The organism is Kribbella koreensis, assembly GCF_039525325.1.
Lineage (GTDB): Bacteria > Actinomycetota > Actinomycetes > Propionibacteriales > Kribbellaceae > Kribbella > Kribbella koreensis.
Map to the genome: position 1 here is coordinate 306842 of NZ_BAAAHK010000003.1, position 16116 is coordinate 322957.

At 67.5% G+C, this 16116-nt stretch carries 15 protein-coding genes; 8 read left to right on the forward strand and 7 right to left on the reverse strand.

Annotation, left to right across the window (positions count from 1 at the left end; genetic code table 11):
- The first annotated feature begins 45 nt into the window (after positions 1 to 45).
- Positions 46 to 687, forward strand: a complete 642-nt coding sequence (locus ABD116_RS05325; protein WP_343965400.1) for a cytochrome P450 family protein — start codon at positions 46 to 48, stop codon at positions 685 to 687.
- A gap of 96 nt (positions 688 to 783) precedes the next feature.
- Here ABD116_RS05325 and ABD116_RS05330 read toward each other — a convergent pair whose 3' ends face one another.
- On the reverse strand, positions 784 to 2124 hold the full coding sequence (locus ABD116_RS05330; protein ID WP_343965402.1) for an FAD-dependent oxidoreductase: 1341 nt from the start codon (positions 2122 to 2124) through the stop codon (positions 784 to 786).
- A gap of 184 nt (positions 2125 to 2308) precedes the next feature.
- On the opposite strand from ABD116_RS05330, the gene ABD116_RS05335 reads away from it, so the two are divergent.
- Positions 2309 to 2950: an alpha/beta hydrolase gene (locus tag ABD116_RS05335; RefSeq protein WP_343965404.1), complete on the forward strand. Its 642-nt coding sequence runs from the start codon at positions 2309 to 2311 to the stop codon at positions 2948 to 2950.
- A 48-nt stretch (positions 2951 to 2998) separates the two neighbouring features.
- Here ABD116_RS05335 and ABD116_RS05340 read toward each other — a convergent pair whose 3' ends face one another.
- Complete coding sequence (locus ABD116_RS05340; protein ID WP_343965407.1) at positions 2999 to 5521, reverse strand: X2-like carbohydrate binding domain-containing protein; 2523 nt, start codon at positions 5519 to 5521, stop codon at positions 2999 to 3001.
- A 169-nt stretch (positions 5522 to 5690) separates the two neighbouring features.
- Positions 5691 to 6425: a lipoate--protein ligase family protein gene (locus ABD116_RS05345; protein ID WP_343965409.1), complete on the reverse strand. Its 735-nt coding sequence runs from the start codon at positions 6423 to 6425 to the stop codon at positions 5691 to 5693.
- A gap of 59 nt (positions 6426 to 6484) precedes the next feature.
- Between ABD116_RS05345 and ABD116_RS05350 the strand changes: the two genes are divergently transcribed.
- Both ABD116_RS05350 and ABD116_RS05355 read left to right on the forward strand, forming a co-directional pair.
- Complete coding sequence (locus ABD116_RS05350; RefSeq protein ID WP_343965411.1) at positions 6485 to 7318, forward strand: alpha/beta hydrolase family protein; 834 nt, start codon at positions 6485 to 6487, stop codon at positions 7316 to 7318.
- Positions 7319 to 7349: 31 nt separating this feature from the next.
- Positions 7350 to 7775 (forward strand): hypothetical protein, encoded by a 426-nt coding sequence (locus tag ABD116_RS05355; protein ID WP_343965414.1) that lies wholly within the window; start codon positions 7350 to 7352, stop codon positions 7773 to 7775.
- Here the strand turns inward: ABD116_RS05355 and ABD116_RS05360 are convergent.
- A complete protein-coding gene (locus ABD116_RS05360; protein WP_343965416.1) occupies positions 7772 to 8752 on the reverse strand; it encodes a methyltransferase in 981 nt (326 codons plus the stop codon). The two genes, ABD116_RS05355 and ABD116_RS05360, sit on opposite strands and share 4 nt — an antisense overlap.
- A 133-nt stretch (positions 8753 to 8885) precedes the next feature.
- Between ABD116_RS05360 and ABD116_RS05365 the strand changes: the two genes are divergently transcribed.
- Entirely contained in the window at positions 8886 to 9866 is a 981-nt protein-coding gene (locus tag ABD116_RS05365; protein ID WP_343965418.1) for a hypothetical protein, read from the forward strand.
- Positions 9867 to 9877: 11 nt separating this feature from the next.
- On the opposite strand, the gene ABD116_RS05370 is transcribed toward ABD116_RS05365, so the two are convergent.
- Together ABD116_RS05370 and ABD116_RS05375 are read right to left on the reverse strand one after the other, a co-directional pair.
- Positions 9878 to 10387, reverse strand: a complete 510-nt coding sequence (locus ABD116_RS05370) for a transglycosylase SLT domain-containing protein (RefSeq protein ID WP_343965420.1) — start codon at positions 10385 to 10387, stop codon at positions 9878 to 9880.
- A 227-nt stretch (positions 10388 to 10614) separates the two neighbouring features.
- Positions 10615 to 12141: a glycosyl hydrolase family 28-related protein gene (locus ABD116_RS05375; protein ID WP_343965422.1), complete on the reverse strand. Its 1527-nt coding sequence runs from the start codon at positions 12139 to 12141 to the stop codon at positions 10615 to 10617.
- 126 nt (positions 12142 to 12267) lie between these two features.
- On the opposite strand from ABD116_RS05375, the gene ABD116_RS05380 reads away from it, so the two are divergent.
- Positions 12268 to 13617 (forward strand): glycoside hydrolase family 27 protein, encoded by a 1350-nt coding sequence (locus ABD116_RS05380; RefSeq protein WP_343965424.1) that lies wholly within the window; start codon positions 12268 to 12270, stop codon positions 13615 to 13617.
- A gap of 38 nt (positions 13618 to 13655) precedes the next feature.
- Here ABD116_RS05380 and ABD116_RS05385 read toward each other — a convergent pair whose 3' ends face one another.
- Complete coding sequence (locus tag ABD116_RS05385) at positions 13656 to 14348, reverse strand: response regulator (RefSeq protein ID WP_343965426.1); 693 nt, start codon at positions 14346 to 14348, stop codon at positions 13656 to 13658.
- A 133-nt stretch (positions 14349 to 14481) separates the two neighbouring features.
- Between ABD116_RS05385 and ABD116_RS05390 the strand changes: the two genes are divergently transcribed.
- Complete coding sequence (locus tag ABD116_RS05390) at positions 14482 to 14853, forward strand: response regulator (RefSeq protein WP_343965428.1); 372 nt, start codon at positions 14482 to 14484, stop codon at positions 14851 to 14853.
- A gap of 22 nt (positions 14854 to 14875) precedes the next feature.
- On the forward strand, positions 14876 to 16116 hold a 1241-nt coding region (locus ABD116_RS05395; RefSeq protein WP_343965430.1), incomplete at its 3' end, for a sensor histidine kinase.

Here is a 16116-nt window from a genome sequence, read left to right on the forward strand (position 1 = left end):
TCGGTTCGGTCGGGACCGAAGCAATCAGCTCGTACGGTCGTTGCTGTGCTGACCGATCCGAACTACCTGGTCCCGACCACTCCCCCGGCGGCAACCGGCGTCGCCTGGTTGCGCTCGTCCGTCGCCCGCTTCAGCAACGGCCCAACCCACGCCCGCCGCCGAGCACTGGCCGTCGACTCGCTGGCCGCCATCCGCCCCGATGACCTTCGAGCGCTGGCGGCCCACCGAGGCACCGGACCGGTCGAAGTACTAGCCGAAGCCCTAGGTCTGTCCCCATCGATCGCCGACGACATCGCCATCATCGCGAAGTCCTACCAGCCCCACACCGAAATCACCCAAGAGGCCGACGAAGCCGTAGTCCGCCTGGTAGCTCTGCTCGGCTCCAACGATGAGCACACCGCAAACCTGATCGCCCTACTGGTCCAGGCCTGCGACGCAACCAAAGCCCTGGTCGCAAACACCCTCGCCGGCCACACCGGCCCACCGGTCCCCAAGACCCGCCGCATCGCCCCCGACGGCACGACAGTCGAGATCGACCTGACCGACACCCCTTTCGGCGCCGGCTCTCACGCCTGCCCCGCCCACCTCCACGCCCTCGCCCTAGCTGACGGGCTGACCGCAGCCGGCCGTCAGCCCGGCGAACTCCGTCGCTCAGATGGAGCGTCTCGAGCACCAGCAGCGCCCTGACCACCAGCGCCGCCCGCTATCCCCGACCCCGCCGAGCCGACCCGAGCCGGCCCCAGGCCGGGCCCAGGCCCGGCCGGGAGGCTTGCCCGCTTTGGCCTAGCCCTGGGAGGCCTTCAGCATGTCTTCCCGGGGGACTACCTTGATGCGTTCGCGGCCTTCGGACTGGCCCAGGGACTGTTCGTGGGCGTCCAGGCGGGACCAGCCGTCGGCGTCGACGACGGTGGCGCCGCGGTCGGCGAGGTGGGCCAGGATTGCGTCGGGGTCGGAGACCTCGGGCCGCGGCAAGGCGTCGACATCGGCCAGCAGGCTGGCGATCGTTTCGGCGGCGTCCGACTTGGTGTGGCCGATCAGGCCGATCGGGCCGCGCTTGATCCAGCCCGTGGTGTAGAGCCCTGGCAGCGGTACGTCGTCGATGTCGAGCACCCGGCCGCGATCGTTGACGATGACCCCGGCCTGGTGGTCGAACGGGATGCCAGGGAGGTTCGAGGAGAGGTAGCCGACGGCGCGATAGACGGCCTGTACCGGCGTCTCGACGTACTCGCCGGTGCCCTTCACCGTCCCATCTCCCTGCAGCTCGGTCCGCTCGGTGCGGAGCGCCTCGACCCGGTCGGTGCCCAGTACTTCGACCGGTGCCTGGCAGAGGTGGATGTGGATGCGGTGCTCGGCGCCGGTCGGCTCGGCCTCGAGGTACTTGAGCAGCGTGTCGACCATCAACCGCGTGCCCTTGTTCGTGTTGATCGCCTGCTGGCTCGCCGCGTCGATCTCGAAGCCCTCGGGGTGCACGATCACGTCGACGGCCGGCGAGTGCGAGAGCTCGCGCAACTCCATCGGGGTGAACTTGATCTGCGCCGGACCGCGCCGGGCGAACACGTGCACGTCGGTGGCCTGGTTGGCCTTCAGCCCGCGGTACACGTTGTCCGCGATCTCGGTGGTGAGCTGCTCGTCGGCCGGCTTGGCCAGCATTCGGGCCACGTCGAGCGCGACATTGCCCGCTCCGAGGACGGCGATGTGGCGGGCTTCCAGTGGCCAGTCACGCGGTACGTCGGGGTGTCCGGCGTACCAGCTGACGAAGTCGGCCGCACCGTAGTTGCCCGGCAGGTCGATGCCCGGGATGTCGAGCTCGCGGTCGGTGATCGCGCCGGTCGCGAAGATGACCGCGTCGTAGTGCCGCCGCAGGTCCTCGAGCTTGAGGTCGGCGCCGTACTCGACGTTGCCGAGGAACCGGATCCGGTCCCGCCCGACCACCCGGTGCAGCGCCTTGATGATCTCCTTGATCCGCGGATGATCCGGCGCCACGCCGTAGCGCACCAACCCGAACGGAGCGGGCAGCCGCTCGATCAGATCGACCGTGGCCGTATCGTGCTCCTTGGTCAGGATGTCAGCCGCGTAGATTCCCGCAGGCCCGGCGCCGACGACGGCGACTCGGAGGTCTCTCACGATCTCCCCAGTTCCCTGATGCTAAATTAGGCAAGCCTTACCTAATCACCCTATCCGTCCGCGACCCTGATCCCCAACTCTTGAGATTTAATTCACAAGCGTGGTCCGGTGATACCCCCAAGGCATCACAGCCGGCAGATCAGGTCTTGGACGACACTCGCCCGGCGCGAGCAGAGTCAGAGCTATGAAACCCGGAATGAACCGCGACGCCGTGCTGTGGTCAGCATCCGAGACCGACCGAAATCAACGGCCCGTCCTGGTAATGCTGCACGGCTGGAGCTACGACGAGACCCACCTGTACCGCCTCCTGAAACCCCTGCTCCCGGCCGACCTCGTGGTCGCCTCGATCCGGGCACGCATCCCGGAGGCAGGCGGCTATGCCTGGTTCCCGAGCGCCGGCAACCCGATCGGCGATCCTCGACCGGAGGTCGCCAACGCGGCCGCCGAAGACGTCCTCGACTGGCTGCGAACCATCGACGCGCCGTCGATCGGCCTGGCCGGTTTCTCCCAAGGTGGCGCAATGGTCCACCAACTCATGCGCCAGGCCCCGGACCTCTTCACGTACGGCGTGAGCTTCGCCGGCTTCGTCGTCCGGGATCAACAACCCGGTGACGCCACCCTCACCAAGACCCGCCCACCGATCTATTGGGGCCGAGGCGAGAACGACTGGGTCATCCCCGCCACCGCCATCGACCGCACCGAGCGCTGGCTGAAGGAACACGCCACCGCCGAGACCCACATCTACCGTGGGCTCGGCCATGACGTCGCCGGTCAGGAGATCCGCGACGCGGTCACGTTCATCACCGGACAGTCGGGCTTCGGGTGAACACGGTTGGGGTGGTCCGTTCGGCGGACCACCCCAAGTGGTGTTGCTCTACTTGGCGAGCGTGTAGCGGAGCTGGTCGTTGCGTAGGACGTCGCCGGACACCTTCACGATCTTGAGGGTGTGGTTGCCGTCCGTCAGACCGGTCTTGCTGAACACCGGCTGCGTGGTGAGCCGGGCGTCGCTGTGCAGGTTGACCCGGGTGACGAGCTTGCCGTCGATGAAGACGTCGGCGTTGCCCTGGTCCGGAGCCAGCGCGGTGACCCAGTCGACGCTGACACCCTTGAAGGCGAAGGTGAGTGACGCGCCGTCGGCCGTCGCCGCGTGCACGTCGTCGCGGTAGTCACCCTTGAAGCTGAAGTCCAGCTTCGTACTGCCGACCGGCTGGGTCGCCAGGTACTCCTTCTTGATCGTCACGACCTTGCCCGCGACGGTGTAGTCGGTGCCCTTGACCAGCAGCTTGCCGGCGTTGGCGACCGAGGCCAGCTCGCCGGGATCGCGGGCGATCTCGGTGGTGACGTCGGCCTGGGCCTGCTTGTCGAAGGACGCCGTACCGGGGTTCAGCAGGCTCTCCTGCCGGATCACCAGCTTGTCGACGAGCATGAACTGGCCGGACTTCTTCACGCCGCGGATCGTGTGGCTGCCGTTCGGCAGATCCGAGATGCTGAATACCGTCTGCTGTGCCGACCGCGAGTCGGCATGGGTGTCCACGGTCGCCTTCAGCGCGCCGTCGACGTAGATCTCGACCTCGCCCTGGGACGGGTCCTTCTCGGTGATGTAGTCGACGCCGTTGCCGACGAAGCTGTACGAGAACGCGTCGCCGTTGGTCTCGGTGTACTGGACGTCGTCCTGGTAGTCACCCAGTCCGCGCCCGGTACTACGGCTCCACGACCCCGTGTAGACGATGCCGGAGTTGTCGTTGTTGAGCTCGACGGTCCGGGTGCCACCGTTGCCCGCGACCGGCGGCGTCTGGGTGCCGGTGTCGGTCACGTTGACCGTCAGCGGCTCGGACACGGCCGGTACCTCGTTGTTGTTGTTCCGCGTCCAGACACCGTCGTACGCGACGCGCAGGTCGTCGTCGTTGACCCGGATCGCGGCCTTCTTGGCCGGCGTGACCTTGAACAGCCGGACGCCGTGCGGCGGTACGACGGCCGCGGTGTAGCTGCCGTTGTACTGGCCGAGGTCGCGACGAGCCCACAGGTCGCGGACCGTCGCCGAACCGTCCAGACCGAGGTCGGAGAACTTCGCCGTCATGTCCGCTTCGGTGGTACCGAGGTTGAACAGGGCAACGGTGTAGGAGCTGTCCGCGTTGAGCGAGTACCAGACCTGCTTGTTGCTCTTGGTCGACACCGGCTGCGCGGGACGCCCGGCCTGGTTGACCGCGATGACCTCGGGGTTGGTGAGCAGCTCGACGCCGTACTGGTCCAGCTTGGTCATGTCGTTGCCGATGTAGAACGGCGCGGCCGAGACGGCCCACAGCGTTGCCGCCGTACGGCGCTCGTCCTTGGTCAGACCGTCCATCGTGCCGTTGCCGACGTTGAGGGAGTCGAAGTCGTTCCAGCCACCCGGACCGGCGTGACGCCACCAGTCGGCGGCCTTCGGGAACAGCCGGTTGATGTTCGGCCAGGCCGTGAGTGCCTCACCAGGGCAGTAGCACTCGACGTCCCACTCGACCCGCCAGCCGTTCGCGACCGACTTCCAGTAGTCGGCGTAATTGATGTCGAGGGCCCACGACAGCTCGAGCCAGATCTTGTGCCGGGCCAGCGCCTGCGACCAGCCCTTGACCTCGTCGCGGGCGTCGAGGGACAGGTCGTTCTTGCCCGAGCCCGGCGTGACGCTGTCGAACTTCAGGAAGTCGACGCCCCACGAGGCCATCAGGTCGACGATCGAGTCGATGTACTTCTGCGCGCACGGGTTGTCCATGTCGACGCGGTAGCCGAAGCCCCAGTAGTCGCCCTGCTGCAGCGGCTGCTTGGCCAGGTTGCCGGTCCGGCACTCCGGGGCGCCATACACGGGGTAGTTGGCGTCCAGCACGGCCTTCGAGATGCCGGGGATGCTGTAGATGCCGACCTTCTGGCCGTTGTCGTGGATGTGCTTGATCAGCGCCGGCAGGCCCTTCGGGTACAGCTTGGTGCTCGGCACGGGCCGGCCGTACTCGTCGGTGCCGCCGTTCCAGGCCGCGTCGATGTTGATCCGGTCGAACCCGTACGGCTGCAGCTTCTTGTGCATCGCGTCCGACTGGGCGGTGATCTGGGCCTCGTTGATCCAGTTGCCGCCGTCGTTGGAGTACACCTGCATGCTGTAGCTGCTCCACCCCATGTAGGGCTTCGCCGCGATCGCCCCCGCCGGCCCGAGCGACGGGCTCCCGCTGGTGACGACGTTCGCCGGCATCGAGATGCTGCCGGCCGTAGTACTGGTCGTGGTCTTGGTCTTGGCGTCCGCTGCGTTCGGCGCGGGCTTGGCTCCGCCCGGCCCTTGAGCGGCGGAAGCGGTCAACCCGATCGGGAGAACGGCGGCGACGAGAACCCCCGCGAGAACGCCTCGCCTCGTCTTGTTACGAAGGAACCTGGACATGAAAGATGACCCTTCTTTGTGGTCCGTCCGCCCCCGCAGCTCACGCAGACCAGAACCACAGATCGGATAGGATATTGGAACCCTCATGCCTACAACAGGTGATGTCAAGATCCCAGAGGCAGGATTATTCACGCCGTTAAGTAATCGCTACCCGGGCAGCCGGGCCCCGCTACGCCCGGTGGTCGGCGGCCAGCGCTTTCGCCAGCTCGATGGTGGTGTCGTCGAGTTCGGTTGGTTCTTGTACGCCGTACGCGGTGGTGATGTGTTGCTCGAAGGTGGTGGTGTCGAGGTCGGGGCGCTCCGACGTCAGGGAGCCGACCGAGGCTGCGTCGAACGGTAGGTCCAGGTGGCGGTAGATGTCGGTGAGGAGGGGGCGGAGTTGGGCATCGTCGCCGAGGATGATCAGGGTGCTGAAGAGCCAGGCGTTGCGGATGACGCGTTGGCCGGTGCCGATGAGTTTGACGGTGCCGCGGGCGTTGACGCTGTGGGCTCCGGGGCAGTATTCGCCGGGTACTGCCCCTACGCGGGCGTCGATGCCGGAGTCGCGGAGGAGTTCGGCGTACAGGTCGCCGAAGTGCTGGAATCTGGTTTCGAGGCCGTCGGGGGCCAGCGGTTCGTGTTTGACGTGGTCGATGACGAGGGCTTGAGGGGTGTAGGCGACTGGGCGGCCGCCTACGGCTCGTACCAATGGTTCGAAGCCGGCTGCTCGGGCGGATCGGACGGCGGCGGCGAAGCCGGGGAGGCGGGTGTCGCGGCGGCCGAAGACGACGACGGGAGCGGTTGGGCGGTAGATCCGCAGGGCCTCGGTGAGGTCGCCGGTGGATGCCTGGCGCACCAAAGCGTGGGCGACGGCCAGCTCCATCGCCTCGTCGCCACCCGGCAACGCACCCGAAGACAGCCGCACGCCGCCATCGTGTCACGACCGGTACTGTTCCCCGAAAATCGGAGAGGACCGAGGCACCTGTGACGACCTACCGAGACCGCTACCCACTCTCGACGCGCGAGATCGACGGCGTCACCGTCCGCATCATCAGTCCCCCACCCGGCGTCGAGCCGCCAGCCGGGGCGAGGCCAGCGGCAGCGGCGGGGGCGTCGGCCGGGGTGGGGGCGTCGGCCGAGATGGGCGGGTCGGCCGGGGAGAGCTCGGCGGCGGGGGTGCCTTGGGTTTGGCGGGCGGAGTTTCTTGGGGCTTTCGATGATGCCGACTGCGCGATGCTCGACGCCGGCTGGCATCTGGTCTACGTCGAGGTGCCTGACCGGTACGGCGATCCGGTGGCGATAGCGGCGTGGTGGACGGCGTACCGGTTCCTGGTCGAGGAACTCGGCTTCGACCCGCGGCCCGGTCTGATCGCTCTCAGCCGAGGTGGGCTGTACGCGATCTCCTGGGCGGCGGCCCATCCTGACTGCGTCAGCGCCATCTACCTCGACAACGCCGTCTGCGACCTCCGCAGCTGGCCCGGCGGCCTCGGCGACGCCAAACCCGCCCCCACCGAGTGGCAGCAAATGCTGAAGGTCTACGCCCTCGACCCCACCGACCTGGACGCCGTCGCCGCAATCAGCCCCATCAGCAAACTCGCCCCACTCGCCGCCGCCCGCATCCCCGTGCTGGTCGCCTATGGAGACGCCGACCGCGCAGTACCGGCCAACGAAAACTCCATCCCACTCGTCGCCAACTACACCAACCTAGGCGGCCCCTCCGAGGTAGTCATCCGCCCCGGCGCCGACCACCACCCCCACGGCATCGACCCAGCCACAGTTCGGGCCTTCTTCATTTCCCACAAACAGCAACGACATTAGGTAACGCCACCCGGCGGCCCCACTCTGAGGCATGAGCCATCTCGAGGTAGTGCCCACCGAAGAACTGTCCATCCGCCGGCTGAACGTGCTGCGCGCCGGTTACGCGTTCATGGCGGTGGGACTGGCGATCGTCAAATGGCCGGTCGTCATCCAGGACGCCCGCTCGCTGCCCGTGATGGAAGGCGTCGTCGCCTGCCTGCTGACCGCGATGTCGCTGCTGGCGATCGTCGGCCTGCGGTACCCGGTCCGGCTGCTCCCGGTCCTGCTGCTGGAGGTGCTCTGGAAGGTCATCTGGTTCGTCGCGGTCGCACTCCCCCACCTCCTCGCCGACGATGTGGACGCGGACACCGGCAGCGTCCTGTTCAGCTGCTCCTTCATCGTCATAGTGGTCGCCGTCATCCCGTGGCGACACGTCTGGACGCAATACGTCGAAGCGCCCGGTACTGCCTGGCGTTAACGGGCTTCGAGGATTGACATTCGGGTGGGGGTGTCGAGGACTCGGGTCTGGTGGAGGCCGGCGGCGGTGAAGAGTTCGGCGTACTGGGTTGCGGTGCGTTCGCGGCCGCCGGGGAGGACGAGCATGTTGAGGTCGGAGAAGGCGGCTTGAGCCTCTTGGCCGGGGCGGTCGAGGATGGTTTCGATGACCAGGACGACGCCGCCTGGGTTCAGCGCGCGGGCGCAGACGCTGAGGATGTCGACGCAGCGGTCGTCGGGCCAGTCGTGCAGGATCGACTTGAGTAGGTAGACGTCGGCGGGCGGGACTTCGGTGAAGAAGTCGCCTACGACGGCGGACCAGCGAGACGCGACGGCAGCGGACGCCGGTTCGGTCGCGACGACGTGTTCCTGGTCGAAGACCGTGCCGGTGAGTTGCTCGTTGTTTCGCAGTACGGCGTCCAGCACGATCCCCTTGCCGCCACCGACGTCGACCACCGTACGGAAGCCGGAGAAGTCATAGGTCTCCGCGACCGCCGTCGCGATCTTCCAGCTGAGCGCGGTCATCGTGTCGTTGAAGATCTCGTTCTGCTCCGGCTGACCCTGCCGATGAGTCCAGACGTCGACGCCGTGCAACGCCTCGAAAGCATTCGCGCCGGTACGCACGCTGTGCCCGAGATGCCCCCACGCCGCCCACAGCGCCGGATCCTGCAACGTCCGCGCGAGCGGCCGAAGCGAACCGGGCACGTCCGACCGCAACATCTCCCCCACCGCCGTGTTGCTGATCGCGCCGTCCGCCTCCGCATAGACGCCGATCGCGACCAGCGCCCGCAGCAACCGCGCCAGCGTCTCCTCATCCGCTCCCGCCACGGTCGCCAGCTCGGCGACCGTCCGCGGCCCCTTCGCCAGCTCGTCCGACAGTCCGAGCTCGGCCGCGACGCTGAGCGCCGCCGAGGTCCGGAAGCCGGTGATCATCGACTCGAGCCCACCCCTGGTATCCATGGGTCCGATCATGCACCCGGAACGCCGTGGCGCACTCGGCCCGGAGCCGACTGCTTTTCGACAGCACGTGTTCAGCCAGTAGTCGCTCGCTCACCCCAGACTCGCGGGGTTGCCCCCTTCGAGAGGACAGAAGATGAGCTGGCTTGGGAAAGCGCGCGTCGGAGTCACGGCTCTGCTGGTCGCGGGACTCGGGATCTCCGGTACGTCGTACAGCTGGGCCGCGACCACCTGGCCCGGCGGGTCCGCCGTCACCATCGCCGACGCGAGCAACGTGTTCGGCACGAACCTGAGCGGCCTGTCGTTCCAGAGCGCGACCGTGCTGTGGGCGGTCGACAACGGCCCGGGCAAGGCGTACAGACTCGTTCCCAACGGCGCGACCTGGCAACCGGACCCGGTCGGCGGCCGGACCCTGCACTACAGCAACGGCTCGGGCGACCCGGATGCCGAAGGCGTGGTCGTCACGCCCGACGGCCTGGTCGCCGCGACCGAGCGGAACAACGACGACAATGACAACAGCCTGCTGAAGATACTCCGCTTCAATCCCGACTCCTCGTCGTCGACGCTGAATGCCAACGCCGAGTGGAACCTCACCGCCGACCTGCCCGACGTCGACCCCAACGGCGGCCTCGAAGGCATCTCCTGGATCCCGGACTCGTTCCTCACCGCCCACGGGTTCCGCGACGAGCACACCGGCGCCGCCTACTCCCCCGCAAGCTACGCGGGCCACGGCACTGGCCTGTACTTCGTCGGGCTCGAGGACAACGCGACCATCTACGCGTACGCGCTCAACCAGTCCAACAGCGGCTACACCCGGGTCGCCACCATCAGCACCGGCTTCTCGGCCGTGATGGACCTGGAGTTCGACGCCGCGACCGGCCACCTGTGGGCAGTCTGCGACAACAACTGCTCCGGCCAGACCAAGACGCTGGACATCAACGCGCAGGGCAGGTTCGCGGTCACCGCGACGTACAACCGTCCGTCCGGGATGTCCAACCTGAACAACGAAGGCTTCGCCATCTCGCCGGCCTGCTCCAGCGGTCGCAAGACCGTGCTCTGGTCCGACGACGACAACACCAGCAAGCACGCGCTCCGCGCCGGCACGCTGAACTGCTAGCCGGACACCAGCTAGCTGACGGCCTTCGCGGCCTTGTCCCAGTTCTCGTGCAGGTTGTCGAGATACGACTGCGCTTGAGCCCCCGGTTCGGCACCGGTCGCGAAGGCCCTCATGTTCCCGGCCCCAGTGTTGTAGCCGAGGGCAAGCAACTCGTCCTTGCTGTACTTCCCGCTGCGCCGGTCGGGCAGCCGCCTGGCCAGATCATGCAGATGCCAGGCGGCCGCCTCGATCGCCAGGTCGGGATGATCGGGCAGCTCTTCCCACTGCCGCTTGCCGAACCGCCCACGCTTGGTGTCGTCGAAGGCCGCCCGATGCATGTTGGCGATCCCGAACGCCGAGTCTTCCTTGAAATGCTGCCACGACCGCTCCAACTGCGGGTCATGTGGCTTGTACGCCTCGTTGTACAAGATTGCCATCAGCAACTGCGCACTGACCCCGGCCCGCTTCGCATACTTCCGCACCGGTACTGCGAACTCGGCCGGATCGTAGTTGTTGTACCAATCCGCCCGAGGCTCCGTCACCTTAGGCCGCTCTGTCGCGCTGGGCCGGTCCGTCACACTCGGCCGCGGCGTGGCAGTCGACTTGGCCGGCTGAGGCGACGCCGACACACCGGGCTTCGACGCGGCTTCCGGTGCCGGCGAATCGTCGCCGCCACGCGCAGCCCAGGCCGCAACCACGACGGCCCCCGCCACGAGCCACCACCAGCCCTTACTCACCCACACCTCGCATCCCAGAAGCGTACTGGGCCTCAGGCCTCCCCGTAGGTCACGGCCGGTTCCTGCACGTTGGTGTCGAGGCTGATGCCGAGTTGGTCGAAGGATCGCAGCGGCGTGCCCTCGAGCACGACGTCGCGAAGTACGACATCGGTGATCGCGCCCTCGGTGTTGCCGGCGGCAACGAGAGGCTTCATACCACCCTGGCTGCGGACGTTGATCCGCTCGATCCGTACGCCGGAGACCGGCCCGATCCCCAGGCCGCGCTCGCGCGTGTGGATCAGCAGCCAACTCTGATTGCCGCGGTCGTGATCGAGCGACTCGATGTCGATGTCCTGATAGAAGATCCCGCTGCAAGGCTCGCTGCCGTAACAAGGATCGATCGCGATCGCCCTGGTCGCGTTGTAGACACAGCCGTTGCGATAGGTGATGTCGCGCTGATGCGAGTAATGCCCGTTGCCGACCTTGAACGCCGCGCAATGCGTCCACGCAACCACATCGTCGAACAACACCCGCTCGACCGGTTGACGCGGATGCGGCCAGCTCATCGCGATGTTCGCATCCTCGGCCCAGGCCTTGGTCGAGTACGGATCGTCCTCGCAGATCGCGATCGCACGCCGGACCGTGACGTCTTGGCACTCGTTGATGTCCAGCACGTCGTTCTCGAACTGCCGCTGCGTCTGAAACCCCTTGTAGTTGCTGATCTGTACGTCGGAACACCGGCTCGGCAGGAACGCCCACGACCCCGAGTCCCGCCCGATGATGCCCTCGACCACCAGCCCACGCGTACCGACCGGCACCAGCAAGTGATTGAGATAGCCACTCTCCTTGCGCATCCGCGCACCCTGGCCATCGATCGTCCCCCGCCCGGAGACAGTCACATCGACAGAGCCGGGCGCCGTCGAGACCAGCCAGGTGCCGTCCATCCCCAAACTGTCATGGTGGAACTGCGTCGAGTAGACCAGCGGAGTACCCGTTGCCCGCAGCACCGATCCGCCGGCCAGGTAGAGGTGCACCCGCGACCGCAACACGATGTTCCCGATCGTGAACACCCCAGCCGGGACGTAGACGACTCCCCCACCGGCCTCGCTCGCCGCGTTGATCGCGCCCTGCACCGAATCGGTGGCCGGGGTCCGTCCGGTCGGGTCGGCGCCGAAATCCGTGTACACGTTGAAGATCCCGGGTCCGGCGGGGCCGGGCGGATCAACCTCCTCCGGGTCGGCCGCGATCACGAGTTCGCGAAGGTCGTCGATCTTCACGATCAGGTAGCGGCTGCGGTCGAGCGTGAACGTCAGGGTGTGGCCGCTCACCTCGGTGGGGATTTCGAGGGCCAGGGGGCTTACGGAGTACGAGGTGATCTTGCGTCTCGTGCTGACCTGGACGTTCACCGTGCCCCGGAAGGAGAAGTGCGCGTAGTGGTACTCGACCCCGCCACCCGGTTCGGGCGCGAACGCGGTGACCGGCACGTTCTCCCCGTTGACCGCGACCGCGAAGTCGGCGGACACGGGATAGATCGGCGGCAGCGGATAGCTGTGCACGCGGGGCGAGAGCGCGGCGATCATCAAGCCTCAATTCGCATATGTAAATGCCATACACATCAGCGGATTTGAAACGTATTAGTTCACCGCGGCAGTGTCAATGCCGTGAATTCTTGACGCCGTTAAGTAACGGCTCGTACGGTACTTGGCATGCCAACAGCCCGCATCCTCCGCCGTGCACTCGCCCTGGCAACCGCCCTTCCTGTCGTCCTGACCGCGACGCTGGTCTCCACCAGCGCGACCGCCGACGCCAAGAGCGACTTCAGCGTCAAGCCCTTCATGGGCTGGAGCAGTTGGAGTGTGCAGTCCTCCAGCAACCCCGACTACGGGACGAAGTGGCTCACCGAGGGCCACATCAAGTCCGCCGCCGACTCGATGGCCAAGAACCTCAAGCAGGCCGGCTATACCAACATCAACCTCGACGCCGGCTGGAACGCCAACTGGAACTGGGAGTTCCGCACCGACGCCAACGGCATCCCCGAGGCCGACCCGGAGCGCTTCCCGAACGGCATCGCCAGCCTCGCCCGCTACATCCACGGCAAGGGCCTCAAGATCGGCCTGTACGGCGGCGCCGGACTGCAGACCGCGATCTACGACAAGAACGCGCCGATCGTCGGCACGAACTGCACGACGCAGGACATCACCGTCTACCCGCTGACCAAGACCAACATGTGGGGCGGCGACTGGAAGATCGACTTCACCAAGCCCTGCGCGCAGGCCTACTTCAACTCGATCGCGAAGAAGTTCGCTTCCTGGGGCGTCGACTTCGTCAAGGTCGACGGCGTCACCACCGACAACATCGCGGACATCAAGGCCTGGTCGCAGGCGATCGACCAGAGCGGCCGCAGGATGTGGCTGACCGCCAGCGCCTGGCCGGTACCCCGTGACGCCGGCGAAGGCCTGGCGCCCTGGGCGAACAGCGTCCGCGTCGACACCGACGTCGAGTGCTACTGCAACACCGTCGCCACCTGGACCAGCTCGGTCGACAACCGCTGGGAGGACCTGCCGAACTGGCTCGACGTGGTCAGGCCGAACTACTGGCCGGACCTCGACTCGATGCCGATCAACAACAACACCGGCACCGGCATCCAGGACGGCATCACCGACATCGAACGGCAGAGCGTGATGACGTTCTGGTCGATGGCTTCGTCACCCTTGTACGTCGGCGGCGACCTCGCCAACCTCGACCAGGGCGCCAAGGCCATCCTGACCAACCGCGAGGTGATCGCGGTCGACCAGGCCGGCGTGATCCCGACCCGGGTCACCGACGGAACCCTGCAGGTATGGAAGAAGCGCCTCCCCGACGGCCGTCTCGCCGTCGCGGTCTACAACCTCGGCGACACCCCCGCCGACATCACCGTCGGATGGAGTCAGCTCGGCCTCCACGGCAGTAAGAAGGTCCGCGATCTGGTGAATCGCCAGGACCTCGGCAAGGCCAACAAGTCCTGGACCGCCGCGTCCGTACCGTCCCACGGCTCCCGCCTGATCACCCTGTCCTGATCATCCGGTCCTGATCACGCTGTGCTGACCGGAGGCGGTCAGCGACTCTCCAGGAAGGTGACGACGGCGAGGACCCGGCGGTGGTCCTCGTCCGTCTCCGGCAGGCCCAGCTTGGCGAGGATGTGCCGTACGTGCTTCTCCACGGTGCCTTCGGTCACCCAGAGGCGCCGGGCGATACCGGCGTTCGACCGGCCCTCCGCCATCAGCTCGAGTACTTCGCGCTCGCGCGGGCTGAGGCCGGCGAGCGGGTCGTTGTGGCGACGGGCGCTCACCAGTTCCTGGACCAGCGCGGGGTCCATCACCGAGCCGCCCCGGACGATCCGCCCGACCGTGTCGATGAACTCCTCCACGTCCGTCACGCGGCTCTTCAGGAGGTAACCGATCCGCTGACCGGTCGCCAGCAGCTCCATTGCGTGCTCGACCTCGGCGTGGGCCGACAGCACCAGGATCCCGGTCGCCGGGAGCTCGTTGCGGATCTCCCGCGCGGCGTCCAATCCCTCGACCGTGTTCGTCGGCGGCATCCGGATGTCCAGCACGACCAGGTCGGGCTTCAGCTCGCGGACCAGCGGGAGGATCCACTGACTCTCGCCGGTCTGCCCGACCACCTCGAGCCCGGACCGCTCGAGCAGGCTCGCCAGCCCCTCGCGCAACAGCACGTCGTCGTCAGCCAGCAGAACCCGCGTCCGGCCGTCCTCGGTCCCGGACGGCTCGCCCGGCGAGTTGATCGCCATTACCTCAGCCTATCGCCGGGCCCCGGCCGAGCAGCCCACGGCCGACCGGACCACGCCGACCGAACTACGGTGGGCCGGACGGATTCCGGCTACCGGGAATGCGGACGGTGCAGCGGCTTGAGACAGTGGATGCATGCTTCGGTGCCTGATCGTCGACGACAGCGACCGGTTCCTCGCGGTCGCGCGGACGGTCCTGGAGCGTGACGGCGTCTCGGTGATCGGTACGGCGTCGACGGGTGAGCAGGCGCTGCGCCTGGCGGCCGAGTTGCGTCCGGACGTCCTGCTGGTCGACATCGACCTGGGCGGTGAGAGCGGGCTGCGGCTCGCCGGGCAGCTGGCTGCGCAGGCCGGCACGGACCCGATCCCGATCATCCTGATCTCCCTGCACTCCGAGGAGGACTACGCCGAGCTGATCGCCGCCAGCCCGGCGATCGGGTTCCTTCCGAAGACTGCCTTGTCCGGCAGCGCCATCACAGAGACGCTCGACGGTGTCCGTGGGCGGTAGAAACGGTCTGACCGTTCGCACGATGATCGCGACCGGCCTGCTGGCCTTGATGATCGGTGCCACCTTCGCCGTGTTGCTCTCCTCGATCGCGGAACTGCGGGCGATGGAGCACCGCGCGGAGCAGTCCGAGAACGTCCTGGTCGCCACCAACCGGCTGGAGCGGCTGGTCGTCGACCTCGAGACCGGTCAGCGCGGCTTCCTGCTGACCGGGTCCGCGGAGTTTCTGCAACCCTGGCAGCAGGCCCGAGCCGCCTTCCCCCAACAGGCCAGCGCACTCGAGGACCTGGTCGCAGGCAGTACCGAGCAGCACGCGCGCGCCGTGCGTCTCACCCAGGCCGGCACCTCCTACCTGCATGACTACTCCGAACCTCTGATCGCCGCCGCACAACGGAACAGAGCCGCGGTCAACGTCCTCGCCGCGACCGAGGAAGACCAGCGACGGGTCACCGCGATGCGCACCCAGTTCGATCAGTTGCTGGCAGCTGAGAGCCAACTGGCCGCAGTACGGCAGGACAGCGTGGACGGCGTGGCTCGCCGCGCGATCATCGCAGCGGCCGCCGGCCTGACTGGCTCAATCCTGCTGGTGGCGCTGTTCACCTGGTACCTGAACTCGCGAATCCTCCGCCCGGTACGCCGAACCGCCGCGATGGCCGGTCGACTAGCCGCCGGCGACCTGAGCGCACGAGTGCCCGGCCGTGGCGTGGGTGAGATCGGCGTACTCCAGCGCAGCTTCAACACCATGGCCGCCGCGGTCGAGCAAGGACGGCGGGAGCTGGCCGGCTCGCGGGTCCGGATCGTCGCGGCCGCCGACCGGGCCCGGCGCAGGATCGAACGCGATCTGCACGACGGGACCCAGCAACGACTCGTGTCGCTTGCCCTTCAGCTCCGCGCGGGCGAGGCAGCGGTACCGGCCGAGCACCCGGAAGTACGGGCCCAGCTCGCCGACGCCGCTCGCGAGCTCACCACCGCGCTCGACGAACTGCGTGAGCTCTCCCGGGGCATCCACCCCGCGATCCTGACCGAGGGCGGCCTCGGTCCAGCCCTCAAGTCGCTGGCCCGCCGCAGTACCGTCCCGGCGGAGGTGGCGGTGGAGGTGCCGGGCAGATTGCCGGAGCCGGTCGAGGTCTGCGCGTACTACGTCGTGTCCGAAGCACTGGCCAACACCGCCAAGCACGCCGACGCATCGACCGTGTGGATCGATGCCCGGGTAGCCGACGGCCGCCTGCACCTGTCCGTCCGCGACGACGGCCGTGGCGGGGCGGG

Coding starts and splice junctions, on each gene's coding strand:
- ABD116_RS05375 (WP_343965422.1), bottom strand. CDS start 12,141: ATGATCGCCGCGCTCTCGCCCCGCGTGCACAGCTATCCGCTGCCGCCG.
- ABD116_RS05335 (WP_343965404.1), top strand. CDS start 2,309: ATGAAACCCGGAATGAACCGCGACGCCGTGCTGTGGTCAGCATCCGAG.
- ABD116_RS05385 (WP_343965426.1), bottom strand. CDS start 14,348: ATGGCGATCAACTCGCCGGGCGAGCCGTCCGGGACCGAGGACGGCCGG.
- ABD116_RS05360 (WP_343965416.1), bottom strand. CDS start 8,752: ATGGATACCAGGGGTGGGCTCGAGTCGATGATCACCGGCTTCCGGACC.
- ABD116_RS05340 (WP_343965407.1), bottom strand. CDS start 5,521: ATGTCCAGGTTCCTTCGTAACAAGACGAGGCGAGGCGTTCTCGCGGGG.
- ABD116_RS05380 (WP_343965424.1), top strand. CDS start 12,268: ATGCCAACAGCCCGCATCCTCCGCCGTGCACTCGCCCTGGCAACCGCC.
- ABD116_RS05390 (WP_343965428.1), top strand. CDS start 14,482: ATGCTTCGGTGCCTGATCGTCGACGACAGCGACCGGTTCCTCGCGGTC.
- ABD116_RS05365 (WP_343965418.1), top strand. CDS start 8,886: ATGAGCTGGCTTGGGAAAGCGCGCGTCGGAGTCACGGCTCTGCTGGTC.
- ABD116_RS05355 (WP_343965414.1), top strand. CDS start 7,350: ATGAGCCATCTCGAGGTAGTGCCCACCGAAGAACTGTCCATCCGCCGG.